27 protein-coding genes and 1 pseudogene are annotated in these 25,625 nt (G+C 44.0%); 5 read left to right on the top strand and 23 right to left on the bottom strand.

What is annotated here, in order from left to right:
- Positions 1 to 188 precede the first annotated feature (188 nt).
- From rhaD to DXB83_RS00125, 4 genes are all read right to left on the bottom strand, one after another.
- A complete protein-coding gene (gene rhaD, locus DXB83_RS00140; RefSeq protein ID WP_117813229.1) occupies positions 189 to 1,010 on the bottom strand; it encodes a rhamnulose-1-phosphate aldolase in 822 nt (273 codons plus the stop codon).
- 46 nt (positions 1,011 to 1,056) lie between these two features.
- Positions 1,057 to 2,478, bottom strand: coding sequence for an arabinose isomerase (locus DXB83_RS00135; RefSeq protein WP_117813231.1), 1,422 nt, complete (start codon positions 2,476 to 2,478; stop codon positions 1,057 to 1,059).
- Positions 2,479 to 2,512: 34 nt separating this feature from the next.
- Positions 2,513 to 3,913 carry a rhamnulokinase gene (rhaB, locus tag DXB83_RS00130; RefSeq protein ID WP_118697160.1) on the bottom strand — a complete coding sequence of 467 codons (1,401 nt, stop codon included), beginning with the start codon at positions 3,911 to 3,913 and terminating at the stop codon, positions 2,513 to 2,515.
- Between the two features lie 256 nt (positions 3,914 to 4,169).
- Positions 4,170 to 5,024 carry a YitT family protein gene (locus tag DXB83_RS00125; protein ID WP_022461234.1) on the bottom strand — a complete coding sequence of 285 codons (855 nt, stop codon included), beginning with the start codon at positions 5,022 to 5,024 and terminating at the stop codon, positions 4,170 to 4,172.
- A 223-nt stretch (positions 5,025 to 5,247) separates the two neighbouring features.
- On the opposite strand from DXB83_RS00125, the gene DXB83_RS00120 reads away from it, so the two are divergent.
- Positions 5,248 to 5,553, top strand: coding sequence for a MarR family transcriptional regulator (locus tag DXB83_RS00120; RefSeq protein WP_238061358.1), 306 nt, complete (start codon positions 5,248 to 5,250; stop codon positions 5,551 to 5,553).
- 32 nt (positions 5,554 to 5,585) lie between these two features.
- On the opposite strand, the gene DXB83_RS00115 is transcribed toward DXB83_RS00120, so the two are convergent.
- The 17 genes and pseudogenes from DXB83_RS00115 to DXB83_RS00035 form a co-directional block, all read right to left on the bottom strand.
- Positions 5,586 to 6,950, bottom strand: coding sequence for an MFS transporter (locus DXB83_RS00115; RefSeq protein ID WP_118697159.1), 1,365 nt, complete (start codon positions 6,948 to 6,950; stop codon positions 5,586 to 5,588).
- A gap of 18 nt (positions 6,951 to 6,968) precedes the next feature.
- A complete protein-coding gene (locus DXB83_RS00110) occupies positions 6,969 to 7,361 on the bottom strand; it encodes a VOC family protein (protein WP_055219658.1) in 393 nt (130 codons plus the stop codon).
- A 9-nt stretch (positions 7,362 to 7,370) separates the two neighbouring features.
- On the bottom strand, positions 7,371 to 8,399 hold the full coding sequence (locus DXB83_RS00105; RefSeq protein WP_055268459.1) for a zinc-dependent alcohol dehydrogenase: 1,029 nt from the start codon (positions 8,397 to 8,399) through the stop codon (positions 7,371 to 7,373).
- A gap of 397 nt (positions 8,400 to 8,796) precedes the next feature.
- Entirely contained in the window at positions 8,797 to 9,918 is a 1,122-nt protein-coding gene (locus DXB83_RS00100) for an ROK family transcriptional regulator (protein WP_330416909.1), read from the bottom strand.
- A gap of 129 nt (positions 9,919 to 10,047) precedes the next feature.
- Positions 10,048 to 10,146 (bottom strand): annotated as a pseudogene (locus DXB83_RS17060) (TnpV protein); the annotation flags it as partial.
- A gap of 347 nt (positions 10,147 to 10,493) precedes the next feature.
- Positions 10,494 to 12,923, bottom strand: coding sequence for an ABC transporter permease (locus DXB83_RS00090; protein WP_118697158.1), 2,430 nt, complete (start codon positions 12,921 to 12,923; stop codon positions 10,494 to 10,496).
- Positions 12,920 to 13,594, bottom strand: coding sequence for an ABC transporter ATP-binding protein (locus tag DXB83_RS00085; protein WP_015520995.1), 675 nt, complete (start codon positions 13,592 to 13,594; stop codon positions 12,920 to 12,922). The genes DXB83_RS00090 and DXB83_RS00085 overlap by 4 nt, the downstream gene beginning before the upstream one ends.
- A gap of 177 nt (positions 13,595 to 13,771) precedes the next feature.
- Positions 13,772 to 15,037 (bottom strand): sensor histidine kinase, encoded by a 1,266-nt coding sequence (locus DXB83_RS00080; protein ID WP_118697157.1) that lies wholly within the window; start codon positions 15,035 to 15,037, stop codon positions 13,772 to 13,774.
- Positions 15,013 to 15,702, bottom strand: a complete 690-nt coding sequence (locus DXB83_RS00075; protein ID WP_055181289.1) for a response regulator transcription factor — start codon at positions 15,700 to 15,702, stop codon at positions 15,013 to 15,015. Before DXB83_RS00075 ends, DXB83_RS00080 begins: the two co-directional genes overlap by 25 nt.
- A 20-nt stretch (positions 15,703 to 15,722) precedes the next feature.
- Positions 15,723 to 17,741: a recombinase family protein gene (locus tag DXB83_RS00070; protein WP_243108821.1), complete on the bottom strand. Its 2,019-nt coding sequence runs from the start codon at positions 17,739 to 17,741 to the stop codon at positions 15,723 to 15,725.
- Positions 17,742 to 17,801: 60 nt separating this feature from the next.
- Positions 17,802 to 17,951, bottom strand: a complete 150-nt coding sequence (locus DXB83_RS16725; protein ID WP_083829145.1) for an SHOCT domain-containing protein — start codon at positions 17,949 to 17,951, stop codon at positions 17,802 to 17,804.
- Positions 17,952 to 18,332: 381 nt separating this feature from the next.
- Entirely contained in the window at positions 18,333 to 18,569 is a 237-nt protein-coding gene (locus DXB83_RS00060) for a helix-turn-helix domain-containing protein (RefSeq protein WP_118697156.1), read from the bottom strand.
- Between the two features lie 6 nt (positions 18,570 to 18,575).
- A complete protein-coding gene (locus DXB83_RS00055) occupies positions 18,576 to 19,007 on the bottom strand; it encodes a sigma-70 family RNA polymerase sigma factor (RefSeq protein WP_118697155.1) in 432 nt (143 codons plus the stop codon).
- Positions 19,008 to 19,558: 551 nt separating this feature from the next.
- On the bottom strand, positions 19,559 to 19,747 hold the full coding sequence (locus tag DXB83_RS00050; protein WP_118572168.1) for a cysteine-rich KTR domain-containing protein: 189 nt from the start codon (positions 19,745 to 19,747) through the stop codon (positions 19,559 to 19,561).
- Between the two features lie 23 nt (positions 19,748 to 19,770).
- The gene (locus tag DXB83_RS00045) at positions 19,771 to 20,415 is read right to left on the bottom strand and encodes an ABC-2 transporter permease (protein WP_118697154.1); all 645 of its coding nucleotides are present in this window, start codon (positions 20,413 to 20,415) and stop codon (positions 19,771 to 19,773) included.
- Positions 20,412 to 21,275, bottom strand: a complete 864-nt coding sequence (locus DXB83_RS00040; RefSeq protein WP_118697153.1) for an ABC transporter ATP-binding protein — start codon at positions 21,273 to 21,275, stop codon at positions 20,412 to 20,414. Before DXB83_RS00040 ends, DXB83_RS00045 begins: the two co-directional genes overlap by 4 nt.
- Entirely contained in the window at positions 21,276 to 21,653 is a 378-nt protein-coding gene (locus DXB83_RS00035) for a GntR family transcriptional regulator (RefSeq protein ID WP_118572171.1), read from the bottom strand. It abuts the gene before it with no gap.
- A gap of 229 nt (positions 21,654 to 21,882) precedes the next feature.
- Between DXB83_RS00035 and DXB83_RS00030 the strand changes: the two genes are divergently transcribed.
- The 4 genes from DXB83_RS00030 (at position 21,883) to DXB83_RS00015 (ending at position 24,495) form a co-directional block, all read left to right on the top strand.
- The gene (locus tag DXB83_RS00030; protein ID WP_118697152.1) at positions 21,883 to 22,251 is read left to right on the top strand and encodes a helix-turn-helix transcriptional regulator; all 369 of its coding nucleotides are present in this window, start codon (positions 21,883 to 21,885) and stop codon (positions 22,249 to 22,251) included.
- 254 nt (positions 22,252 to 22,505) lie between these two features.
- Positions 22,506 to 22,835, top strand: coding sequence for a plasmid mobilization protein (locus DXB83_RS00025; protein ID WP_118697151.1), 330 nt, complete (start codon positions 22,506 to 22,508; stop codon positions 22,833 to 22,835).
- On the top strand, positions 22,796 to 24,127 hold the full coding sequence (locus DXB83_RS00020) for a relaxase/mobilization nuclease domain-containing protein (protein WP_118697150.1): 1,332 nt from the start codon (positions 22,796 to 22,798) through the stop codon (positions 24,125 to 24,127). Before DXB83_RS00025 ends, DXB83_RS00020 begins: the two co-directional genes overlap by 40 nt.
- Positions 24,124 to 24,495, top strand: coding sequence for a cysteine-rich VLP domain-containing protein (locus DXB83_RS00015; protein WP_118697149.1), 372 nt, complete (start codon positions 24,124 to 24,126; stop codon positions 24,493 to 24,495). Before DXB83_RS00020 ends, DXB83_RS00015 begins: the two co-directional genes overlap by 4 nt.
- A gap of 152 nt (positions 24,496 to 24,647) precedes the next feature.
- On the opposite strand, the gene DXB83_RS00010 is transcribed toward DXB83_RS00015, so the two are convergent.
- Together DXB83_RS00010 and DXB83_RS00005 are read right to left on the bottom strand one after the other, a co-directional pair.
- A complete protein-coding gene (locus DXB83_RS00010) occupies positions 24,648 to 24,884 on the bottom strand; it encodes a helix-turn-helix domain-containing protein (protein WP_118697148.1) in 237 nt (78 codons plus the stop codon).
- Complete coding sequence (locus tag DXB83_RS00005; protein WP_118359653.1) at positions 24,881 to 25,312, bottom strand: RNA polymerase sigma factor; 432 nt, start codon at positions 25,310 to 25,312, stop codon at positions 24,881 to 24,883. The genes DXB83_RS00010 and DXB83_RS00005 overlap by 4 nt, the downstream gene beginning before the upstream one ends.
- Between the last annotated feature and the right edge of the window lie 313 nt (positions 25,313 to 25,625).

The following is a 25,625-nucleotide window of genomic DNA, read 5'->3' as shown; positions in this document are numbered from 1 at the left end:
GCAGACACACCAGCATTTTCTGTCTGATAATGAAATGTTCCACTGTTTTCTAATCGATAATCTTATCTTATAGTTTATCAAATTCCGAAAGAAATTAATAGACTTTTTCTTCTGCACAGCAAAAAAATGGCCGTCCCATTCCTCAGTGCAAGGATCAGACGGCCATTTTTCACTATCAGTTTCCAGTTTTATTTCTCATACAAAAACTCTTCCGGAAGTGTTACGCCGAAGTCTTTTGCCAGATGGCGGAATTCATCCGGTGTGATCGTCTGGCGTTTCGTTGGCTGCATAGAAAGTGTTTTTACCAGGATTTCTGCAGATTTTTCTGCGGTATGCATCAGACCGAAGGTCAGGTCAAAATCAAAGCCGGCGGCGAACATGCCGTGGTGTGCCCAGATGGCAAGATCATATTTCTTCATCAGCTCGCTCGTGGCAACGGCGATCTCTCTGCCTCCCGGAACCATCCACGGAACGACACCGATTCCGGACGGGAATACAACAGGGCACTCGGTTGCCATCTCCCAGAGTTCGCGGGTAAATACTTTATCTTCCAGCGGCAGAACAAAGGTAAGCGCGATCACGTTGGTGGTATGTGCATGGTACACAACGCGGTATCTTTCGTCCTGCAGTTTTTTTACCTCCAGGTTCATCAGATGGCTCGGAAGCTCTGAGGTCGGACGTCCTCCGTTGACGAGACCCCAGACGATGCGGTAATTTTCACCTTTTTCATCCAGCTCAATCATACAGATGCTGTCTTCCGGTTTGATGGTGACATTTCGGAAATATTTTCCGCTTCCGGTTACCAGGAAATACTCTCCCGCAAGGTTTGGAACGGTGGTTCCGATCGGATTCCACTCTCTGGCCTCAAAATTTTCTTTTACCTCTTCAACCTCTTCCGGTTTCACACGGTAAGAAAGGTTTCCGCCGTTTCTCTCATGCCATCCCTGCTCCCAGCCATCATTTGCCATGCGGATAAAGCCCTTTACAAATTCTGCATCTAAAAATTTCATGTTTTTTCCCTCTTCTTTCTCTCTTTTCCTCTTCTTTTATCGATATTTACCGGCACACAACCTCTACCGGCACATCCAGGATTTTTGCCACTTTCAGAATCGTATCAATATGATGTCCGACAGCTGCTGCCATATGATGTGTTGGTCCAGCCTCACTCCATCTGTTGCAGAATTCTCTTGCCCCAATGGAGAAACGTGTTCTCATATTCGTATCGCCAAAGGTAAAGATCGGGCCATCCTCATTGACCCCCTCTGCAGCAACAAATTTAAAATGACCGTCTTTATCCTGCGTAATTCCAAGATATGTAACATCTCCGACTGGCGGATAAAACTGCGTCAGATATCCGCCGCCCGTTTTGCCATGAAAAACATCAACGATTTTCATGGACGGTTTTTTCGCCTGCGAAATATCAGCATCTCCCGATCCGGAGTGGCCGATAATACAGATATCCTCATTGAAATCGATCGAATACATCTCAGAAAGCTGACCGGTTCCGGCGATTGTTTTCAGAATGCTCATTGCCATTGCAACTTTCATATCACCCTCTACGGCACAGGCTGTACCCTGTTTGATCAGCATGGAAAATGCCGGGATCAGCATGCTGTCCAGTTTTCCGGCAACCCCTTTGGCAAAGCCGTCATAATGGGATGCCACCATGCCAAGCTCTTCTTTTTTCACCCACTCTTCAAATGCAACGACATATTTTGCCATATCCCATACGGTCTCTACCGTTGCACCGCCCTCGATGTCAAAGGTATCCAGAATCTCCTCTGCCTTGGCGCGGATTGCGGCCTCATCTGTAACAGGATCCGCGATTGCCCATATTTTCTCCCAGTCGAACTGTTTCGTATAAAGTCCCATCCGGTTGTAAAGATTGGTTTCATCGATATACAGGTCCATCATTCCCGGATATGGTCTTCCGATCTGGGCAATATTGGTGTAGCGGAATCTTCTGCGTACCTGGGCTGCCCGGCACCACTCATCGATTTCCTTTGCCACGTAAGCATCTCCGCCTTCTACAACACCGGTGATGACGGCATGACGTTTGCCCGCACGCTCCAGATCGGCTACCATCTCACCGACTGCTCCACAGGCATACAGCTCACCGAGCCATTTTGGCGTATCGGTATTGGCATAATCCGGTGCTTTCCGCTTCTGCACATTCACAAGCACAACCGGCACATTCAGGTCACGGACTGCCGGGAGCATATTGTAGCTGGTCGCGTAGGTCAGAAGCTGTAAAATAACAAGATCTACATCCGCTGCGCGGAACTTATCTCCTGCTTCCATGGATAATTCTTTCGTTGTAACGATTCCACCATCGATCATTTCAACGGTATCGGGAATCGTCTTTTTGAACGCATCATACTGTGCCTCAAATTCCGGAACCAGCGTCGGGAACTGCGGCAGATATGCACCCAGTGCGATTGCAAATACACCTACTTTTGCTTTTGTTTCAACTAACATGTTCTTCGCCCCTTTTAACCTTTCGTCTCATTTTTTATGACTCATATTGTTTGATTTCGAAGGAATGGAAAATGCAGTTTCTCGCATCCTTCAAATTGCTGCATTCTTTTCCGGTGATCATCTGCACCGCCAGATTGCCGATAGCAGTTGCCTCGGTCGGTCCCGCCAGTACGGTTCTTCCGGTCTTTTCTGCTGTCAGCCGGTTCAGATAATCGGCATTGGCGCCGCCGCCTACGACATGAATAGTTCGGTACCGGCAGCCTGTTTGTTCTTCCAGTTCTTTTAATGTCTTTGCATAGCATACTGCCAGGCTGTTGTAGATCACTGCTGCAACCTCTGCAATTCCCTGCGGTATCTGCTGGCCACTTTCTTCACATGCCTTCTGTACCTCGGCTGTCATATTTTCCGGTGCAAGGAAACGGTCGTCGTTTGCATCCACGATAGATGGGATGGTGCATTTCGATGCCATTTCGCAGATCGTTCCAAAGCTTAAATCTTCTGCGATTTCTTTTTTCACAGACTGGACCATCCACAGACCCATGATATTTTTCAGGAAACGGTATTTTCTGTTGTAGCCGCCCTCATTGGTAAAATTGTGCTGCATAGCTTCTGTTCCGCAATCGGCCTCTTTTAATTCTGTTCCCATCAGAGACCAGGTTCCGGAGCTGATATAGAGCACGTGCTCCTCATTGCTTGGCACAGCGACTACCGCAGAGCCAGTGTCGTGTGTTGCGGGAAGAACAATTTCACAGTCGAAACCGACCTGCTCCCGGATTTCTTTTTTCAGATGGCCGATCACAGTCCCCGGCTCACGGATCGGCAGGAAGATTTTCTCCGGGTATCCCAGTTTTTGAATCATCTCCCTGTTCCAGTCCCCGGTTTCCGGATTGACAAGCTGGGTCGTTGTTGCATTTGTGTATTCCTGCGCTTTCACGCCGGAAAGCAGGAAATTCAGGTAATCCGGAATCATCAGAAGAGTCTCTGCTTTTTCCAGCTGTTCCGGCTTTTTCTTCTTCCACGCCATGAGCTGATAAATACTGTTAAAAATTTGTTTCTGAATACCGGTCGATGCATAGAGTTCTTCCTCCGGCACCGTACGGTAAACCTCCTTGTCCATCCCTTTCGTGCGGTCATCGCGATAGGCAACGGCATTTCCGATCCGCTGATCATCTTTGTCCAAAAGGACAAAATCAACCGCCCATGTATCAATTCCGACACTCACCGGGATTTTTCCAAGTTCTCTGCATTTTTTCATTCCGGCCAACACGGCTTCAAAGAGTACCTCGATATCCCACACCTTCTCACCGTCCTGTTTCTGCATTCCATTCGGGAAACGGTAAATTTCCTCGAGAACCATTTTCCCATCTTCCATATGCCCGAGAATATGTCTTCCGCTGGATGCTCCTATATCAATTGCTAAATAATATCTTTTCATACCCTTCCTCCATTTTCTGTCTCTAATTATAGATAACTTTATGTGGTAAAAAAAGAACACGCTTTGTCTAAAAAAGTGTCCTTATTTGCACTATAGCAATGTCATTGATCGTATCCATCTGCATCCGTCCGCTCTTCTTCTCCTTCCGCCGCGCCGGAGTTTTTGCTCCATGGAATAATTCAAGAAACGTTTTCACAGAAAATTACGGTAAAAAAATTCCGCAGCACTTCTGTGATTGAGGTGCTGCGGAACTTTTTTACATTTTAGGCTGATATCTCATGTTGGATACATTATAAACTGTGATAAACGCTTTCGGATCAAGTTTGTTGATAAAATTCATCAGCTTCTGGTATTCGGTCTTGTCTACGATTGTGATGATTTCTTTGCGCTTCTGCATGTTGTAGGCACCATAGGCTTCATAGATCGTAGCACCGCTGTGCAGCTCATGAAGAATAAATTCCCGAAGTTCTTCTTCCTTTGGAGTGATGATACATACCCGGCGTTTGATATTATGATCAAAAATAAAATGATCCAGAACAATTCCGTTAAAATACGTTCCAAGAATACTCAGGACTACCGTTTTTTTGTCGTAAACGAGTGCTGCAGACAGGGCAACGCACATACCGGACAGCGACATAGCTTTTCCAAGCTCCATATGAAGATATTTATTCATGATCTTTGCTACAATATCAAGTCCGCCGGAAGAAGCATTTCTGTTAAAAAGAATACTGAGTCCCACACTGACTACAAGTGTATAGCACAGAACATCCAGCTCCTGACTGTTTGTCATCGAACCAAAATCCGGGAAGATTTTTTCAAAAAGTCCAAGAAAAACAGGAAGCATGATACTGGTGTAGACGGTTTTTACACCAAATTCTCTTCCGCAGGTAAAAAAGCCGATGATCAGAAGTACTACGTTCAGAATCATGGTGATGGCGGAAAGGGGCAACGGTACAAAGTTGGAAAGTACGATACCAAGACCCGAAATACTGCTGACAGAAGTATGGCTTGGTACCAGAAAAAAATAGACTGCCGCTGCAATAATAGCAACAGCTGCTGTCAGGATCAGGATTTCCAACAGAATCTGAGTATCCTTCAATTGTTTTTTCATGTTAATTCTCCGTATCTTATTTTTTATGGATGGGAAGATCCCTTCCTTATATTAATTGCATTTTGAAGATATGTAAACCCTTTCCGGGAATCATTCCAACATATTTGTGTATCGTTATTGCTTTTCCGTCAGCTTTCTGTAATACATATCCTTTTTATTGCTTTTTTTCGTTCTATGCTACAATAAACTTAACATTATCTTGCAACGTAATCAGGAGAACAACATGAGCGAAAAGGGATTGACCAACATTAGTCTCAAAAAAATAAATAAATCAAAGGTTTACCAATATATTTACAGAAAGAAAAAGACCTCCAAGCAGCAGATCGTTCAGGAACTGCAGATGGGTTTATCCACAGTCAGCCAGAACCTCAACCTTCTGGAGCAGGAAGGTCTGATAGAAAAAAAACGGCTTTTTGCATCCACCGGCGGAAGAAAAGCAAACGCCATTCAGATCGTATCCGATTTTAAAATTTCTATTGGTATCGGTATTTTAATTTCCTCCCATCCTGGCTGTGTCCTGCTTCCGTAAAATCAATCAGCAATTCTTCCAATGCCACGATGTCAACTTTTTCTTCCATTTTTCAGTTCTTCCACAATCTCGTTATAACGTTTTTTATTTAACCGGTAGAAAAATAATACAACCGCAGTCACAATCCACAGTGCACCTGGAATCGTCGTAAATGCATGTTTCATAATTGAAAGTACAATTGCATTTTGTGTCTGATTTGCAATATAACCATATTTTCCAAGTAATCCTGCTAAAAGTGCTGTTCCAACTGCCATTCCGATTTTATTTCCAAGTGAAATAAATGCATACTGAAAACCATCATTTCTAAGTCCGGTTTTCCACTCCCCATATTCCACACAGTCTGGAATAATTGCATAGATTGCGGTATTAAATCCAGAGAAAAAAAACTGTGTGAGACCAGATAATGCATAAAAAATAGCCGGTGATTCTTTGGCATTGAAGAAAAACATAGACAACATGGAAATTCCTGTAAATAAAGCAAAGAGAGATGCTGTTCTTCCTTTGTTATTCAACTTGCGGAATAATGGTTGAAAACAGGCTGCCCCGATGATAGAAGGAATAATGATGCTCATCGAATAAGTTGTGTAGTAGGAGGCATTCCCTTCCACATATGTAAAATAATACAGAATATCTGCGTTTCTACCATATAATGTAAATCCAAATAATATCTGTCCTACCAATGCAAGAAGATATGGTCTGTTCTGCATGACTGCTTTCAACTGTATCTTTACAGAAATTTTTTCTTTTTCCGGAGTAATCACTGCCTCTTTCGTCTTCGCAAAGCAGAAGAAATGACAGGCTGTAAAAATACATCCATATATGACCGCAACCGTCAGATATCCTGTCTTTGCACTATGACTGCCGAATTTGCTGAGCAGTGGAACTGTGATAATATTTAACACACCAATTGCAATCATCGCTGCAACCGAACGGGATGTATTTATTTTTGCACGTTCATCAATATCCTGTGTCATAGCACCACACAAGGTTCCATATGGAATATTCACACAGGTATATCCCAAAACCAGCAGACAATATGTAATTACCATATAAATGATCTTTCCATTCTGCGGCCAGTCAGGTCTTGCCCAGAATGTCATCACAAGAAGAATTGCTGTAATTGGTGCCGCTACTAACAGCCATGGACGGTACCGTCCCCATCTCGATTTTGTTTTATCCGTAAGTCCCCCGACGATTGGATCATTGATTGCATCCCAGAATCTTGAAAAAAGCATAAGTGCTGAAACAGCCGCCATACTGATTCCGAACACGTCTGTATAAAATATCATCAGAAAATTACTGACGAACATCCAGCTGAAATTACATCCAACATCACCAAACCCATATGCAATCTTACTGATCAGCGGTACTTTTCCATTTTTGCTTTCGCCTCCCATATGTCCCTCCTATTTTTATCAGATTTTCTGACAGAACTCTATTCTTTCCTCATTTGGTCCCTTAATCATAAAAAACTTCACACCATTTTCCCAAAATGGCAGTTCTTCGATTCCGTCTGTAATAACTGTGTATTTTTCATTGCAGATTTTCTGATACATACTTTCAATGTCTTCCACATCAAGTGCAACATGTTGGTATGCACCGTCTGACATTTCCGCCTTTCCATTTTCAAAAGTCTCTATGCAGTAATTTTTTATCTGTAAAAATGCCACTTTTTCCCCTGCTTTTTCATTATAAGACTGCATAATTACTTCAAATCCAAGACTCTTATAAAACTCAACTGTTTTCTGTAAATCGTTTGTCGGAAGCCCGACATGGGCAATTCCGACAATTCCATATTTATTTTCCATACGAACTCCTTACTTTTCACTGACGTTGATAATTACTTTCATCGTTGTCTCGCGGTTATCATCAATATACTGGTATGCCTTCAGATAATCTTTAAAAGCAAATGTCTTTGAAATGAGCGGTTTCAAATGAACTTTGCCCTCATTTACCAGTCTGATTCCATCTATGTAATCATCATGGCGGTACATCATCGTGCTCTTAATGTCAAGTTCGTGGTCATTTGCCACTGCAAGATCTACTTCTGCCATTCCTGCAAAAACAGCCACCAGTACGATCGTGCTTCCTTTTCTTGCATATTTAATTGCCTGTCCCATTGTGATATTGTTTCCGGCACAGTCGTAGATCACATCTGCCTTATCCGGTCCAAATGCTTCGATCATCGCCTCACCGAAGTCTTTATTTTTGGTATTCACACACACATCAATTCCACATTCTTTTGCCTTCGCCAGTCTAAGATCACTGATATCTGTGATCATCACTTTCGCTGCTCCCATTCCTTTTGCTGTCTGTGCCACGAGATTTCCGATCGGTCCTGCGCCAAGGACTGCAATATTCATGCCAGCCACATCGCCCATCTGTTTTACACCATGAACTGCCACAGCAAGAGGTTCGATCATAGCTCCTTCTTCATAGGACATATCTTCCGGAATAGGTGTTACTTTAGATGCATCCACTGCAAAATACTCAGATGCTGTTCCTGTCGTCTGAAATCCCATTACTTTTAATTCCTCACAGAGATTATACTTTCCATGACGACATGGATAGCAATGTCCACAATATACCTGCGGCTCTATCGTCACCTTCTGTCCCACATGAAACTCGGTGATATTTTTTCCAAGTTCTGTAATCTCACCGGAAACCTCATGTCCCTGTGTTACCGGATATTTTGTAAACGGATGTTTTCCATGATAAACATGAATATCTGATCCACAAACACCAATATTCATAATCTTTACCAACACCTGATTTTCCTTTACCTCTGGAACCGGAATCTCTCTGAAAATAATTTCTCCTGGATTTGTCATTACCTGCTGTAACATAGTTGTTTCCTCCTTTTTTATATTGTTATGCGTTTTATAAAATGTTTTATTAAAGTAATTATATTATTGTCCTATAAACACAATTTGTCAATATGTTTTTTCATATTTTTATATATTTCATAATTTCAAAATATATTTTTTGTATATTTTTCACAATTAATATGCAAAAAAACGGAAAGGAAACAGTAGTTACTGTTTTCTTTCCGTTTTTTTACTATAATATCTTTTTCTAATTTTACACAACTTCTCGTTTTTCACACATATAAATCGGACATCGCATTCGCTTTGCAACTTGTCAGTGGGAGTTTTTAACTCCAACAGACTAAACATCCCCTTACCCAACGCTTAATTCCCTACGCACCAGATGCGGTGGACTGCTTATCTGCGTTTAGAAAAATTACAATTCTACCATATGTTTTGTAAAAAAGTATTTCGCGGCTCCAACAGCCGACGCTTCTTTCTTATACGAACAATTTTTCAAGTATGAAACATCATGCTCAAAGCCATTATATGCCATCACTTTTTCTCCCAATGGTATCATATAATCTGACAATACGCCTCCCACATCACCTCCTAGTATGATGTCCATATCATATGCCATCCGCAGATTTGATATCAAAACAGCAAGATGATCCAAATACTCATTCCATGTCTGCAAATTTTTTTCATCACCGCTTTCAATTTTTTCCATAAATGCATCCAGTGACTGCCTGTTATCTTGTGTCAGTACACTTGCTGCACAATATGCATCTGCACATCCTGATTTACCACAATAACATTTTCTTCCACCGGGAACGAGTATCATGTGACCAAACTCCCCTGCTTTCTGGTTCTGCCCGCGAAACAGCTTTCCATCTATGCAGAATGCACCTCCTAAGGTGTGGTTCAAAGACAGATATATCGCATTTGGATATTTTTGCTTTTTTTCTGCAAGCATTGCAGCATTAGCATCGTTTTCAAAATATACTGGAATTTCCAAAGCCTGCTCTAAAAAGCGCAGACTATAATTCTCTATACCTAAAGCATGGGATTTTAAAACGATCCGTTCTTTCTGATCAATAATTCCTGGAATCGCCACTCCAATCCCAAGTAGCGTGTCCTTCGCTAATTCGCCTTCAAGAAAAGTTTTGACCTTTTGTGCCACCTCTGTACAATAGAATAATTCTGCCGTAAATTTTAAACGGATGCGATCTTTTTTTATAATCTCATCTCCAAGATTTACTAATACCATTTCTATATGATTCGCTGTAATCAAAATTCCCATTGCATGACAGTATGACTTATTAATCCCTATACTTTTTGCCTTTCGTCCACCGGTCGAAGCATATTCCCCAGTTTCTTCCAACACCATTTTTTCTAATAAGTCATTCACATTTGCTAACACAGTCGGCATACTCAAGTTTAACTCTTTTGCGATTTCCGCCTTGGATGTAACATGCTTGTTTAGCACATAATTAATTATTTTTTTTCTTGTTGTATTTTTTTTATCTTTATTTTCCGTTTTCTTACCCTCTTTTATTAAATATATTATAAAAGAATTATATGCTTTTTTATTCTTCTTGTAAAGTAATGTTTTATAATAAATCTCCGACAGAATTTATCTTATAAACAGCCAAAAGCTCCCGAAGGAGTTTTCCACGCTTTAGATCTACACCAATTCTTTTAGCACAAGTTCTTCTGCCATATTACGAATACCATTTACCAATCTGACCCATTCCATCTGATCACGAGCTTTCAACTCAGCACTGGTTGCATCCAACTTCTAAATCTAAGTCGATCTCTATCGTGTCATCTGGCTTTTGTTGGGACAAAAGAACTACCGTCTCACAGAACATATTTTATCGCAAGGCTTTTAAAAATGGAATAGATTTTACCAAACGACAGTTTTCAAAAAACTTATAAGGGATTTTTCCCTTGAACCCATCATTTATGATATATGGTGGCGCTTTTCGCCCCCAAATCGTGAAAGTGGGGGCACTTTCTGTCCCCACTCAGGAAATGTTGCTAAAATACTGTTTAGATTTATCATACATACAAAATGGAAGTTATCTATTTCTCCTCTTCGTTAAGACCTAGTTCATTACATATTACTTGCTATCCCTGATACCTTATTCTTTCTACCAGCGTTTCCTTTTTCAGATTACTGCTTAAAATACAGGAAAGCACAATTTGTAGAATACCAACCAGAAGAATCATAACAAGAATCGGGATAAGAGGAACGTGATAAACGTTCATTCCAAAAATCCCATTATGCTTCGCATAGGAAAACAGTGCATAGCCAAGGGGCAGACCGGCAGCAAGTGCGACGCAGATGGTGCCAACCGTAAAAATCAAGCCCTGTATTTGTAAGCTCAGATTCAACTGCTTATTGGTCATGCCTACCGCTTGCAGCACACCGTATTCCTGCTTCTTCGTGATGATATTGATGATCATGGTGTTTGCCAGATTCATAAACCCAATGAGACCGACAATTGCCATGAACAGATAGCAGCCAAGCTTCATCATACGGCTTGCGTATTCTGCAGATTGTAACTGTGCATGATAGGTATCCATTTTTATATGCGAAGTATTAGAAATCAAAGTATTCAGACTCTGTTCCACAGATGCAACATCTTTTTTATCACAGTCCACCCACAGATAGCCATAGGCTGTTCCCCTCGGATTCATGGAACGGTATACACCTTCCGGAATGACAAGATAAGTGTCCGCACTTACAAAGGATCCTGCAATCTTTCCCTGATAGGTATAGGTTTCACTTCCATTCTCAAAGTCAAATACAATAGATTCACCCGGAGCATATCCATCTTGTTCCATCCACGCCGACCAGCCAAAGAAAATTTCACCATTCTTTACCGCCTGATCATAGTCCATAGAGCCAATATCTCCGTCTTGGCGCATAAAATCAAAATCATTTTTACTCACAATATCAGCCGGAAATCTTGTTCCGTTCAGATTTACAGAGACAATCTCTCTCGTCATGACATCTGTCACTCCTGGAATGCTTTTGATTTCTTCAATCATTGAATCATTCAGTGGGTTGTTCTGTAGGATTGTGTCCAGATTATTCTCCGAATAGGCTTCATCATAATTCTGGGAATAATCCAGCTGCAACTCAAATTGTCCATGGTTGATTGCAATCCGCGCCTCGTGCTCCGTGTCAATATTTCCAACATAATTAGAGATAATTACAAACAATACACAGGAAAGCCCCATGGTAAGAATCGTAGCAATGGTTCTTTTCGGATTGCCTGTCACATTTGCCATTGCCATGGAGAAAACGGTGACATCTTTTCTGCCTTTTCGTCTGCCCTGTTTTTGCGTTTTGGAGCCGTCAAGATACCGTGTCGCTTCGATGGATGAAATCCGGGAAACAATTTTCATGGGTTTGCGCAGAGCCAAAACGACCGTAAGAAACGATACAAAAATGCAGATGAGCATAATTGTCAGTGAAAACAGAGGCACCTGATGGTTCTTGATTCCGGACGATACCAGATTTCCCTGCTCCACCAGCCAGTTGAAGCTGACTTTTGCAATCAGGAAACCAAACAGCAGCCCCAGCGGTATCGAAGGAACCGCCAGAAGAATGCCCTCACGAAAAATCAACTGCTTCATCTGCTTTCTGGTTGCACCCAACGCCTTGATTTTTCCGTACTCCTGAACCTTCTGGGCGATCCCGACCTGGAAGATATTATAAATGACCACAACGGAAAACAGCACGATTCCGAGGATCAGGGTTCCACAAACCACAATCATTTCATAGCTCGGCTGCAATACCCACTGCAGGTAGAGGTCATTGATGATCACGTTTTTCTGGTCAATGCCGCAGGAATCCGCGATTTCTTTTATAACAGACGCAACATTATTCATAGATACATTTGCAGAATCGCTCAAGGTAAAATAGATATTATATTGCCTGTCACCCTCCGCAACACGCTCATTATAAAAATCCTGCGAACCGAATACAACATAGGAAGCCTCGATGGTATATTCATCCCGGTCATATAAAATCCCGCTGACAGTAAATTCCACCGGTGCGTATTCCGACTGCATGCCGGAACGGTACTCCAATGTTACGGTGTCTCCGACCTTTACATCATGGTATCCCACTGCATCAAAGAAAGCGCGTCCTGCGGCAATTTCCTGCGCCTTTTCCGGATAGGTACCTTCCTTCAACACATATTCCTGATTATAGGGAAGCATTTTCCTGACCGTTTCATCCGCACTGACAAAGCCGCCATTTTCATTTCCTTTCAGGATGCCCTCCGTACACATGATGCCGATATCAGATATCTCAGCTCTGCGTTCCACTTCTTTTAATTGCGTACCATCTGCTGCGACAAACAGACCATAATTGCTTCCATATGAGCCTGCCGCCTGACTTTTCTGCAAACGTATCATTCCATTTCCCACAGTACTGATAATCACAAGCAGCATCGTAGTCAGACATATGGACATCATAATCAGTATACTTCTTGTCTTGTTCTTTTTGTCATTGCTATATGCAATCCTGCTTATTGTCTTCATCTGAAATCCACCACCTGTCCGTCCTCAATCACCAGAATACGGTCAGCGACCTGTGCAATTTCGTCATCATGGGTAATCATTACAATTGTCTGCCCATATTTTTTTGCTGTCATCTTAAGCAGGGCGATCACCTCATCACTGGTCTTGGAATCAAGATTTCCTGTCGGCTCATCTGCAAATATAATTTCCGGACGATTCACCAGTGCTCTTGCAATTGCTACTCTCTGCTGCTGTCCTCCGGATAACTGATTTGGCAAATTGTAAATCCTCTTTTCAATCCCCAGAGTTGCAATAATATCATTTACATACGCTTCATCCACTTTTCTTCCATCCAGCCCCAGTGGCAGTACAATATTTTCCCAGACATTAACAGATGAAACCAGATTAAATGCCTGAAAAACAAATCCGATTTTTCTTCTGCGGAAAACAGCAAGGGCATCTTCCTTCATCCTGTATAAATCTTTCCCTGCTAAAGTAACACTGCCTTTTGTCGGGGTGTCCAGCCCTCCAAGCATATGAAGTAATGTACTTTTACCGGAACCTGACTTTCCAACAATTGCGACAAATTCTCCCTGCTCAATCTGAATGTCCACCTGATTGACCGCTTTGACCTGATTCTCACCTGCGCCATAAAACTTACAAAGCTGCTTGGTTTCTAATATCACACTCAATGTGCTACCTCCTTTTCAATTCTGTAAAACGTACCTTTTCAACACGCTTTCTTTGCCTGTTTATGTATTTGGTCATTTTTCAACCTACATCCAAATTGTATCAGGATAATCTTTCATTTCACTTTCAAAAACGAGCAGAAGTCTTACAGAATTGTAAGATTTCTGCTCATTTAAAATTTAACTAACATATGGTAATTGAATCACAAACGTGCTTCCTTTTTTCTTTTTACCGGAGGTTACCGTAATCATACCTGCGTGCTTTTCGATAATTTCTCTCGATAGAAAAAGTCCGATTCCTGTACCACTCTTTTCCATGACCTCCCTGGAACTTCCTCTGTAAAATCGTTGAAAAATTTTGTGATACTCATTCTGCGGAATACCAATTCCCTGATCCTCAATTTCCATTCTTACAAGATCGTTTCTTTTTTGTAACCGGATAAATATTTTTGAACCACCCGGACTGTACTTGACCGCATTATCCAGAACGTTGATCACAGCTTCGCCAAGCCACCTTTTATCCTGCATAATCGTGCATGTTTCCAGCTCTTTTTCATAGTCAAAAACGAATTCAATTTCTTTCTCATCCGCTTTTGGATATGTACGATTCACAGCAGATATGACAGTATCTATAAGTGGAAGTTTTTTCTTATTCATCTGAATCAGTCCAGTTTCCATCTTGGATATTTCAAGAAGCGACTGCAATAATGTCTCCAGTCCATCCAGAGCACTCCGACAACGGATACGAAACTCCTCCTGTTCTGTGGCACTTAAGTCATTCTGCATCAGCACACTAAAACATATATCCAAAGCTGCAACCGGTGTCTTTAACTGGTGTGAGATGTCAGAAACCATTTCTTTCGTGCTCTCTTTTTCTGTCCGTGCTTCTTCCTTTAGCAACTGAATATGATGTCCGATTGCTTCAAGCTGGTCATTCAATTTTTCCAGTTCTGCGTAATTTTCCGTTTTCAGTAAATCATCAAATTTATTTTCACGGAATCTGATCAGAATTTCTTCCAACTGGTCTAATATTTTCTGATGACACGCATCTTCTTTTTTCTTCCAATAAAGTAAAAAAGTCAAAAAAAACACGCATATCACAGTGCTTACAGCACCGATCACCATAACCTGATGCTGGAATTGCGAATAAAATGCATTCCCTTTATTTCCCCAGTATCCATATTGCTCCAATAATCGCCTTCCCTGTTCGTTGGTTTCAATATCCTTATCCTTAAGCAATTCCGAAACAGCATCCAGCCCGGAAAATTCTTCCTTTGCAGCAATCTCTGTCATAAGATTCATTTTATATTTGTAATCTTCATAAAACACATACGTGGTAAAGCAATTTAATATTGCAAACAATAATATGACAGGTAATACCAAGGAGAGCACTACTGTAATCTTCTTGCGATATCTCTTTGTCACTGCCTTACCTCCTGATTCCATATATACCCAAGACCTCTGATATTCTTTATATAGACCGGTGCAGCCGGATTGTCTTCGATTTTCTCACGGAGTCTTCTGATATTGACAGCGATTGTATTTTCATCCACAAAATCCCCTTCCAGATCAAACACATTTTCCAATATTTGTGTTTTTGAAAGAATCTGTTTCGGATTCTGAAGAAAAAAAGTCAGCATTTTCAACTCCGTTTTTGTCAGACTGATTTCACGACTCTTTATCAGGACTTTCATTTCTCCTGCGATAAATACGATATCTCCCGAAATCATCTTTCCGGCTTCCGTTTTCTCCTGTCTGCGGCGGAAATGTGCTTCTATTTTCAAAAGAAGTACCGAAAGACTAAACGGCTTTGTAATATAATCATCTGCCCCTGCTTCATATCCCATGACCTGATCCATCTCCTGATCTAGTGCTGTAAGACAAATAATGTATGTATTATAATTGCATCTCATCCACCTTACAAATTCCAGTCCATTCCCATCCGGAAGATTCACATCACAAATGGTAACATCCACATTATGATCACTTGCAATTCTTTTCGCTTTTTTCACTGATTCTGCTGAAAAAACCTCATATCCGGATTTTTTCAGTGAAAATGTAATTCCACGATTTAAATTTTCATCATCTTCAACCACGAGTATACCTGGCATAGCATCTGCACCTCTCTTTATTAACTATTCATCTTAAAATGCTTCAATGCCTCCACAATTGCACTCTCTTTATCTTCTGGACACTGCGGTTGCCTGCTATCTTCATTTTTAGGTAAATTAGGACTTGGAACAAGTTCCAAGTCTGTCGCGGCAGTCGTCGAATTGCCCTGCAAGCAGTCCATTCTCCTCGTTGCAACGCGCAAATTCTTTCCAACCTCAATTCCGCATTTTCTCTTTACCTGTGAGATACATCCGGCTTTTGTTTCAGTTGGGACAAAAGAACAACCGTCTCCACGTGTGTCGTCACTATGATAGGAACACATTGACTTTGCCTCGTCGGTTGTATGGGAACACAAACCGGCGTTTTGTTTTGCTGCCTTGCTATTCTTTCTCGGCGGCTTAAAATTGGTGCCGTCCAAACTGTTTTTGAATCCAGTCTTATAGATGAATGTCAGCATGGCCGGGTCTTTGTTACCATCTTCATCATACCCGCCGACGATCACTTTTTCAACTATGCTTTCAAAAACATAACGGTCAAAAGTGTCTAGCACTTCGTTTTCTTCCAGCGTCCTACGAAACTCTGCAATCCGCTTTTTCATAGTGCTTTCTGTTTCAGCAGATTCTTGCAAGCTCTCGCGCTGTTTTTGGAGCTGTTCGATCTGACTGCTTAAATCAAAATACTTTTGCTCGTATGTTTCTTTGTCAATGATTTCTTCCAGCCGCATATCAACCAGCTTGGCCCGCTTTGCGTCCAATGCAGCAATATCTTTCTCTACTTTCGCCAACTGTTTGCTTGCATTACTGTCCGAAAGGGTTTCTTCTGTTCGGGCAATAAATTCATCTAACACGTCTTTATTATTTTGGCACAGAAGCCGGTAGGATTCAATAAATGCCTGCTCAATGGTTTCCTCGGCAATTCCTTTACTGTCAGGACAAAACTTCTTGCCCTTTTTGGTGGCAGTCACACATTGCCAGATAACCTTGTTATACTGTGAACCGCTGTGCCAGCTTCGCCTTGTAAGTGTACCACCGCAGAAGCCACATTCCAGCATACAGCTAAAGGCATATTTCCGGCTGAATTTTTCACGTTTGCCATCCGTACCTAAACGGCGCGGCTTTGCGCGGCGCTTCAAAATCTCCTGTGCCTTTTCAAACATTTCCTCTGATATTATGGCCTCATGGTGATCCCGGATGTAGAACTGATCTTCTTCACCGAAATTATCCAAACGGCGCTTAGAGATAGGGTCAAGCGTAAAAGTTTTCCCCATCAAAATGTCGCCTTTGTATTTTTCATTTTTGATTATGCCGATAACTGTTGTTTCGGCCCATCGGGTGCTGCCGCGTTTGGTCTTGTACCCTAAGTTTTCAAGCTCCTGTGCAATTACGGAACCACCAGCCCCCTCGATATAGCGCCGGAAGATATACCGTACTATTTCAGCTTCTTCCTCATTGATCGAAATGCTCTTATCCTCTGGATGGTAGTCATACCCTAAGCAACCTTGGAACCCAACCAATTCACCGCGCTGCATTTTCATTTTCAAGCCCTTTTTGACATTTGCAGAGATGTTCTCAACTTCCTGCTGCGCCACAGAGCTTAAAATGACGAGAAGCAGCTCACCGTCCATTGTCAAAGTATTTATGTTTTCTTCCTCAAAGAAAACGGCAATTCCTTTTTCTTTCAGCATACGAACATACTTCAACGTGTCCAGTGTATTTCTCGCAAAACGGGAAATAGATTTAGTGATTATCATATCAACATCACCATTCATGCAGTCGTTAATTAACCGCTGAAAATCTTCCCGCTTCGTTACCTGTGTACCTGTAATTGCTTCATCGGCATAGATACCGGCTAAGTCCCATTCAGATTTGCTTTTAATCAAATCGGTATAATGCTGAACTTGTGATTTGTAACTGTTTAGCTGATCTTCACTATCGGTACTCACTCGACAATAAGCAGCAACACGCAGGCGCTTTGCCAAATTTGTCCTTGCTCTGGACGAAAGTACATTACGCGCCTTAATGATTTCCACGTCTTTCATGGCGGCCCTCCTTTTTGTGTTCCTATTATAGTGTTATTATAACACATAGAGGACAGCAATTCAAGACAATAGATCGGAAACAATTTTGTAGTCTTTCATCAGACGACTTTTGATAAGGGAATATTCTCTATCAGAAATCAGCTTCTTTTCCAAAAGCTGTTTGAGAAAAGCAAGCTGCATACTATATCGAAGCAGATTGTCCTTTTTCAAAGATAATTCCCCCTTTCCATATCTAAAAAAAGTGGACAGAACGGACGGCTGATGGCATCAGCTCCACAGGAATTTCACCTCGGCCCATGCTTGTGGGTGCGCCGCGCAATGCTTTGAGGGCGTTCAACGCGGGAGTATCGTTAGCGTATGCGCCGCTGCTTGTGAGCTGCCAACTCTCGGTGTAGATGGTTCTCGCTCACTCAAAGGATATGAGGTCATGGCGCATCCACCGACGCGGAACATACAGAATGTGTCCGTTGCCCTATACTGCGCCGGTGGCCTCCCATCGGGCTTTCTTTTTCAAGGTACTGCCAGCGGCCCGCAACAGAGGGAAGAAACAGGGAAAGGGTTAAGCTGTTTCAGCCTCCGAGGGCCGGTTCGTCACGGTATCGTGACGATGGAAGAAATGAGCTTGATTTCCAGACGGCGCTTCATGTACTCGTCCACGCACACATGAGGCTGGCCGTATTCGTCGTAAAGCGTCCGGGTACACAACTTGTTGATGTAACCCTCGTAGTACCGCAATACTCGTTCCACGGCTTCGGCATCACCGGCGCGGGCGGCCTTGATCACCGAAAGGGGTAAAAGCTCAATGCCTTTGTAGTTGGGATTTTTCATCCGCGTCTAACCTCCCTCCGGCATCAACGCCATCAATTTTGTTCGCAGCTCTTTCAGCGTTTTAGTCCTGTGCCGCTGGACGGCACTTCTGGACATTCCCATGAGTGCGCCGATCTCGCCGTCTGCCAGTTCCAGAACACAGTGCAAAATCAAAATGCTCTGCGCCTGCTGGGTCAGCTCGGCAAATGCGGCGGCCACAAGCTCGTTGTCGATATGTAAATCATAGCCGTGCGACGAAAATACAAAGTCGTCGCTGGGGTAATGATCTACGGTGTAGAGCTTGTCCAATTCTGCCTGCGGGAGAACGCTGAACGACGTTTCATGGTCGCGCTGGCGTTTCATATCCCGGTGGTAGTTTCGGGCCTCATTTCGCAGTACGGTTTTGCAGAAAGCATCAAACCGGCACTGTTCGCCATAGTCGCGGGGGATAGCTTCCATCTTCTCACCCCCTTTCTGTGGGGGATGTGGTGGTTCTGTCCCTTTCCGCCAACATGACACCAGACAGGCCCTTTGCTACCCGCTAAACGTCTCCTTTTTGATAATTCTTGAAAATATTTTTTCGGGTATGGCCGGGCCGCAAAAAGCGACAAAAAACGCCCGGCAGGTCGCAAACCTACCGGGCGAAGAAATGATGTATTCAGATAGTTATTTACACAGTATAGTTCATACCTACCGCCGTATTTATCCTGCGGAGGGGTAATGCTTTTTTTAGCTGATAAAGGTTACGAGGACTGGGAAAAAGCAAAATGAACACGGCAATACCTCCAAGGCACCGCCGTGTCCTTAAAAAAGGGCGACTTTAATACACCCTCCGTATTCTCATTTTTGAAAAAAGAAAACGGCGGCTTGAAATTTTTCATTTCAAAACCGCCGTTCTGCGCCGCAACACTCTGGCCGATAACAACGGTCTTGTTGTGTGGTGTCAAAGAACATCAGCGCAAAAGCTATCAAAAAAAGAGCCGATAATCCGTGCGCCTGCTGGCTACGGGTTATCGGCTCTGCGTCTTTGCGTCTGGCTCTTTGATAACTGACATATTCAGTTGTTTCACATTGATTAGAGTTTCTTGCTTACATTTGGGGCAAAAAAGTGGGAAATTATGAAGTATTGTGTCTCTACGAACTTTGATCCGAGTTTTATTTTTGCATATAGGACATAATATCCATTTTACGCTTTCCATAGCATCACCAGTTTCTTTGCGCTTTAAGTATGTTTACGCTTAAAGAAAGAAACAGATAAAGCGTAGGATAGCACAAAAAGTATAGCAACGCCCACAAATGTAATAACCATGCTAAGTTCAAAATGCTCCACAACAAACCACATGATTGCATTGTTAGTCAGTTTTGACCAAATACCAAGGATAATCAATAGTATTACCATAATAATCATTGCCGCAAATCCAGCGTTTACTCCCAGTGAATAATTTGAAGGAAGAATAAAGGAAAGAAACAGCAATGTAACGCCGAGGGAAGCAATGGAAAGAAATACATAAAATCCAAATCGGTATGCTGGGAAGCAAATAAATGAAATAGTGTTTACACCCAATGCAACAGCAAATCCAACCAGCGACAAAATAAGAGCAAACGCATAACGGCTTTTCACAATCTGCGTTTTGGAAACAGGTAAAGAAATAGCATATTTACCCCATTTCCATTGTTCGTCGCAAGTTGTCAATGACATAACCATAGAGGCGACTTCCATAGGAATGAGCAGAAAACTAATATATATTGCCCCAGTCCCTCCCAAAATAATCATCAGTGCGATAATGATGGCTACATCCATAATGAGCCGAGGGACACCATACTTCTTCTTAATGGTAAGAAAGTCCTTTATCAATAAACCTTTCACTGCAATTCCCCCTTTACATAGAACAACATAATTTCTTCTATCGTTGCTGGACTGACAATCGCTTTGGGATAATTTTTTGCAGCCTTATTGCGATTTCGTACTAACACTTTGTATTGATAATCTTCTTTGCGATAAGCTATGGTATCTGTTTTGTCAAGTGTGTCAAATATAACCGAACCACAACTTACAATGCCGTAATTATCAACCAGATCATCTTTATCATGGCTAAAAACTAATTTACCTTTATGGATAAAGGTAATGTAGTCGGCAACTTTTTCCAAATCGCTTGTGATATGAGAAGATACCAGTACGGAATGATTTTCGTCCTGCACAAAATCAATCAGCATATCCAGAACATCGTCTCGTATAATTGGGTCAAGTCCACTCGTTGCTTCGTCCAAAATCAATAACTCGGCCTTGTGAGAGAGGGCGACAGCAAAAGCAAGTTTGACTTTCATTCCTTTTGAAAAATCTTTGATTTTCTTGTCTTTTGGCAACTCGAACTTCTCAAGGAACTGGCGGTAAGTAGCCCATTCCCAACCGGAGTAAATCCCGGCCATATATTTCCCAATTTCCATGGGAGTAAAAATGTCGGGGAAATGGTTTTCATCGAACACAACGCCCAGCTTGCTCTTGATCTCTATTTCATTAGAGATATGGTCTTTCCCAAAAATCAAGATTTCTCCATCGTCCTTCTGTATTTCATTTAAAATACAATTAATTGTTGTAGACTTTCCGGCACCATTTTCACCAATCAGCCCCATAATTACACCACGGGGAAGTGTAAAGTTCAATTTGTCAAGTACAAAATCTCCGTAGTCTTTTGTGAGGTTTTTGACCTCCAAAGCACTATTTGTCATTTAATCATCCTCCTGATATAAAAGTGTAAGTAAACTTATTAGTTTATCAAGATTGATACCACTTGTGCGGGCAATTCCGACTGCTTCTGAAAATTTTTCTTCTATCTTTTTCTGCTGTTCCTCCAAATAGAAATCTTGATTTTGAGCTGAAACATAACAACCTTTTCCAGCAGTCGTTTCAATGAAACCATCCTCTTGCAAAGTCGCATATGCTTTTTGAACAGTCAAAATGCTAATATGCAATGATTTTGCAAGCGCACGAACCGAGGGTATTGCTTCACCCGCTTTCAACTCTCCACTCATAATCGCAGCTTTTATTTGTGTTGCAATCTGTTCATATAGAGGACTGCTTGCTTTGTTGCTAACGACTATTTCCACATCATCACCACCCATCTGTATCATACTGTATTGCTACAACAAGTACAGTATATCACGGTAAGTGACACCTGTCAACTCACCTATCTTCTTATTTGAAAAAAAGAGACTTGATACGAAATTGGGTTACAAATTATCACTGGATATATGAATTATAAAGTTTAAGCTATCCGCATATAGCAACATTCCATGTGCAGACTATGAAATATAGAATGTAAGTGGGTGATGCAATATGGCGAAAATCGAAGATTGCCCCGGTTTTGAAACTTTCGGCGCAGACGTAAAGGAAGCGCGGAAAGCAAAGCATCTCACACGAAAAGACTTGGCGGAAAAGGTAAACATCGAATCCCGGTATCTTGCCAATATCGAGAATGAGGGAACGATCCCCAGCCTGCCCGTCGTGATACAGCTTATCAAGATTTGCGGCCTGCCCGTGGAGCACTACTTCAATCCAGAAGTCATGCGGGAGGAAAGCGAAGATCGGAAACGTGTCAGCCACAAGCTGAAACTTTGCCCGGAGCAGTATCTACCAATCGTGGAGGGTGCCATTGACGGGGCCTTGAAAATCAAACAGCCAAACGAAGAAACGGAGGGTGAGTAAAAACATCCTCTGTTTTCTTTTTATGGGGACGCGCAAGCGCCCTCTTTTTTTGCACTTTTTTCTGTCCAGCGGTCTATTTTGCGGGTAGTTTTGGCGTTTGGGAACGTCTTGTTAGCGGAGAAACAGTAACGTAGCAAGCATAGGGAGTGTAGCCACACTCCCGAAAAAACGGCCCATCCCGCCCCTGCCGGGCCTCGTCCGTTTTGCTTGTTGGGGAAGTCCCCAAACCCCTTGAATGGAAAGGACGGTGAAACATGGTAAACAGAACCAGAAAAATTGTGCTGCGCGTTCCAGTGACACCGGAGGAACGAAAACTGATTGAACAGAAAATGGCGCTGCTGCACACGAAAAACTTTTCAGCCTACGCCCGGAAGATGCTCATTGACGGCTATATCGTCAACATGGACACTACCGACATCCGGGCGCAGACCGCCGAGATACAAAAAATCGGCGTCAACGTCAATCAGATTGCAAAGCGACTGAACAGCATGGGGCCGGTGTACGCACAGGACATCGAAGATATAAAGGGGGCGCTGGCGCAGATATGGCAGTTACAAAGATACATCCTATCAAGTCAACGCTGAAAAAAGCCCTGGACTACATCGAGAACTCGGACAAGACCGACGACAAGCTGCTGGTGTCCTCCTTTGCCTGCTCCTATGAAACAGCAGACATAGAATTTGAAATGCTGCTGACACAGGCATACCAAAAGGGCAACAATCTGGCCCACCACCTGATACAGTCCTTTGCCCCCCGCGAGGCCACGGCGGAACAGGCCCATGAGATCGGGAAGCAGCTTGCCGACGAAGTGCTGCAAGGGAAATATCCCTATGTGCTGACTACCCATATTGATAAGGGCCACGTCCATAATCACATCATTTTTTGTGCCGTGGATATGATCAATCAGCGCAAGTACGTTTCCAACAAACAGAGCTATGCCTACATCCGACGCACCAGTGATCGGCTGTGCAAGGAACACGGATTGTCCGTGGTAAAGCCCGGCCAGAGTAAGGGCAAAAGCTACGCCGAATGGGACGCCCAGCGGAAAGGGACGAGCTGGAAAGCGAAGCTCAAAGTTGCCATTGATGCTGCCATCCCACAGGCCAAAGACTTTGACGACTTTCTGCGGCTCATGCAGGCGCAGGGTTATGAGATCAAACCCGGCAAATTTATTTCGTTCCGCGCCCCCGGACAGGAACGCTTCACCCGCTGCAAGACGCTGGGCGAGAACTACACCGAGGAAGCCATCACCCGCCGGATCAAGGGGCTGGCCGTGGACAGAGGCCCGAACCGGCAGCGCAAGGGTATCACCCTGCGGATCGACTTGGAGAACAACATCAAGGCCCAGCAGAGCGCGGGCTATGCACGTTGGGCGAAGCTCGAAAATTTGAAGCAGGCTGCAAAGACAATGAACTTCCTTACCGAGCATGGCATTGAGCAATATGCCGAGCTGGAAAGCAAGGTCGCGGAGATCAGCGCGGCCAACGACGAGGCGGCTGCGGCCCTCAAAGATGTGGAACGGCGTCTTGGGAACATGGCGGTGCTGATAAAGAACCTCACCACCTACAAGCAGCTCCGGCCCGTGGTGCTGGAATACCGCAAAGCCAAAGACAAGGCTGCGTTCCGGCGCGAACATGAAAGCCAGCTTATTTTGTACGAGGCGGCGGCAAAGGCCATCAAGGACGCCGGGATCACAAGGCTGCCCGATCTGGCCGCCCTGAAAGCCGAGTACCGGGAGCTGGACAAGCAGAAAGCGCGGCTGTACGAACAGTACGGCGAAGTCAAGCGAGAGCTGAAAGAATACGGCATTATCAAGCAGAATGTGGACAGCATTTTGCGGGTGACGCCGGGAAAGGAACAGGCACAAGAGCTATGAGCATACCGAGAATGAGTTACCCTCAATACCGCAAGGCCCGGAAGCTGACGCATGAGTGCTGCAACTACTGTGACGGGAACTGCCTCTTGCTGGACGACGGCGAGGAATGTGTGTGCGTCCAGAGCATTTCCTATTCATTGCTGTGCCGGTGGTTTCGTGCCGCTGTTCTCCCGCTGGATGGGGCGCTGTATGCCGAGATCATCCAGAGCCGGGACAGCGTGAAGCGGTGCGCCGTGTGCGGGGCTGCATTTACACCGAAATCCAACCGGGCGAAATATTGCCCGGATTGCGCGGTTCGGATGCGCCGGAAGCAAGAGGCCGAAAGGCAGCGGAAAAGATACCTGCAAGCTACGCAGTTAAGCCGCTGAATAGGCCGCCATAGCGGGCTTCTGACAAGCGATTGACGGGGCGGCAATAGGATTGCTCCAATCCCCGCCGAAACAGGCTTTGAAATGCGTAGAGTATCCCCATAAGAAAACGCCGGGCGCAGGGCCAGTAGGCCGCCGCGTCCGGCGCTTTCTTATGGGCTGTTCAGGATGGCCCGGATCAGTCTGCTTTGTAATCGGCGCTTCATGTACTCGTCCACCCGCACACGGGGCGAACCGTCCAGATCGTAGAGCGTCCGGGTACAGAGCTTGTCCATGTAGCCCTCATAGTACCACAAGACGCGCTCCACGGCCAGAGGATCACCGGCACGGGCCGCCTCGATCACAGATAGTGGCAACAGCTCCCGCCCACAGAAAGTCGGCTGCTTCATTTCGGTTTCCTCCTTTCGTCCTCCAATCGTTTCCGCAATTCGTTCAGGGCCTTGGTGCGGTGCCGCTGGACGGCGCTGCGGGACATTCCCACAAGACCGCCGATCTCACCGTCTGCCAGCTCCAACACACAATGCAGGATTAAAATGCCTTGCTCCTGTTCCGGCAGGCTGGCAAAGGCGTCGGCCACCAGCTCGTCCCGGATATGTAAGGCATAGCCATAGGCTGTGAATAGGAAGCTGTCACTTGGGTATTCGTCTACTGTGCAGAGCTTGTCCATTTCTTGCTGCGATAAGGCGCTGAACTCGATTTCCCGGTTCCGCTGGCGGCCCAAATCCCGCAGGTGGGTTCTGGCCTCGTTGCGGAGAACGGTTTTGCAGAAAGCGTCAAACCGGCAGCGTTCTCCATAACCATCAGGAGTGTACTTCATCTTCTCACCCCCGATCTGCGGGAGAGTGAGAAGCCAGGGCCGATTGCGTCGCCCCCTGTGTCTATGTTGCTGCGGCAGCTCCGGCCCGCACCGAAATACCGCAGGAAACGACAAAATTCGCCCGGCAGGTCGTAGACCCCACCGGGCGAAAATTAAATTGATATGAAGTTTCCTTACATGGTATAGTTCATACCATTGGCCGGAGCTGCCCCCTGTTGGATACAGGCTTTTTTTAACAAGCTATGCTTTGGAAAAACAGGGTATATCAGCATGGCGGCTCCCTCCGTGGGCCGCCGATCCTGCGCTGGGCAAA

It is taken from the genome of Blautia sp. OM06-15AC, from assembly GCF_003481425.1.
Taxonomy (GTDB): Bacteria; Bacillota; Clostridia; order Lachnospirales; family Lachnospiraceae; genus Fusicatenibacter; species Fusicatenibacter saccharivorans.
Note: the sequence above shows the minus strand (reverse complement) of the source record. Positions and strands in the feature narration are given on the sequence as shown.

Bases quoted from the DNA above. Each gene is read 5' to 3' on its own strand.
- DXB83_RS00115 (WP_118697159.1), bottom strand. From the start codon at position 6,950: ATGGGAGGCGAAAGCAAAAATGGAAAAGTACCGCTGATCAGTAAGATT.
- DXB83_RS00055 (WP_118697155.1), bottom strand. From the start codon at position 19,007: ATGGAAGCTATCCCCCGCGACTATGGCGAACAGTGCCGGTTTGATGCT.
- DXB83_RS00135 (WP_117813231.1), bottom strand. From the start codon at position 2,478: ATGTTAGTTGAAACAAAAGCAAAAGTAGGTGTATTTGCAATCGCACTG.
- DXB83_RS00060 (WP_118697156.1), bottom strand. From the start codon at position 18,569: ATGAAAAATCCCAACTACAAAGGCATTGAGCTTTTACCCCTTTCGGTG.
- DXB83_RS00030 (WP_118697152.1), top strand. From the start codon at position 21,883: ATGGCGAAAATCGAAGATTGCCCCGGTTTTGAAACTTTCGGCGCAGAC.
- DXB83_RS00110 (WP_055219658.1), bottom strand. From the start codon at position 7,361: ATGGAAAATAAATATGGAATTGTCGGAATTGCCCATGTCGGGCTTCCG.
- DXB83_RS00050 (WP_118572168.1), bottom strand. From the start codon at position 19,747: ATGGAAAGCGTAAAATGGATATTATGTCCTATATGCAAAAATAAAACT.
- DXB83_RS00020 (WP_118697150.1), top strand. From the start codon at position 22,796: ATGGCAGTTACAAAGATACATCCTATCAAGTCAACGCTGAAAAAAGCC.
- DXB83_RS00005 (WP_118359653.1), bottom strand. From the start codon at position 25,312: ATGAAGTACACTCCTGATGGTTATGGAGAACGCTGCCGGTTTGACGCT.
- DXB83_RS00120 (WP_238061358.1), top strand. From the start codon at position 5,248: ATGAGCGAAAAGGGATTGACCAACATTAGTCTCAAAAAAATAAATAAA.
- DXB83_RS00070 (WP_243108821.1), bottom strand. From the start codon at position 17,741: ATGAAAGACGTGGAAATCATTAAGGCGCGTAATGTACTTTCGTCCAGA.
- DXB83_RS00015 (WP_118697149.1), top strand. From the start codon at position 24,124: ATGAGCATACCGAGAATGAGTTACCCTCAATACCGCAAGGCCCGGAAG.
- DXB83_RS00090 (WP_118697158.1), bottom strand. From the start codon at position 12,923: ATGAAGACAATAAGCAGGATTGCATATAGCAATGACAAAAAGAACAAG.
- rhaD (WP_117813229.1), bottom strand. From the start codon at position 1,010: ATGAAATTTTTAGATGCAGAATTTGTAAAGGGCTTTATCCGCATGGCA.
- DXB83_RS00040 (WP_118697153.1), bottom strand. From the start codon at position 21,275: ATGACAAATAGTGCTTTGGAGGTCAAAAACCTCACAAAAGACTACGGA.
- DXB83_RS00080 (WP_118697157.1), bottom strand. From the start codon at position 15,037: ATGGAATCAGGAGGTAAGGCAGTGACAAAGAGATATCGCAAGAAGATT.
- DXB83_RS00105 (WP_055268459.1), bottom strand. From the start codon at position 8,399: ATGTTACAGCAGGTAATGACAAATCCAGGAGAAATTATTTTCAGAGAG.
- rhaB (WP_118697160.1), bottom strand. From the start codon at position 3,913: ATGAAAAGATATTATTTAGCAATTGATATAGGAGCATCCAGCGGAAGA.
- DXB83_RS00075 (WP_055181289.1), bottom strand. From the start codon at position 15,702: ATGCCAGGTATACTCGTGGTTGAAGATGATGAAAATTTAAATCGTGGA.
- DXB83_RS00125 (WP_022461234.1), bottom strand. From the start codon at position 5,024: ATGAAAAAACAATTGAAGGATACTCAGATTCTGTTGGAAATCCTGATC.
- DXB83_RS00010 (WP_118697148.1), bottom strand. From the start codon at position 24,884: ATGAAGCAGCCGACTTTCTGTGGGCGGGAGCTGTTGCCACTATCTGTG.
- DXB83_RS00025 (WP_118697151.1), top strand. From the start codon at position 22,506: ATGGTAAACAGAACCAGAAAAATTGTGCTGCGCGTTCCAGTGACACCG.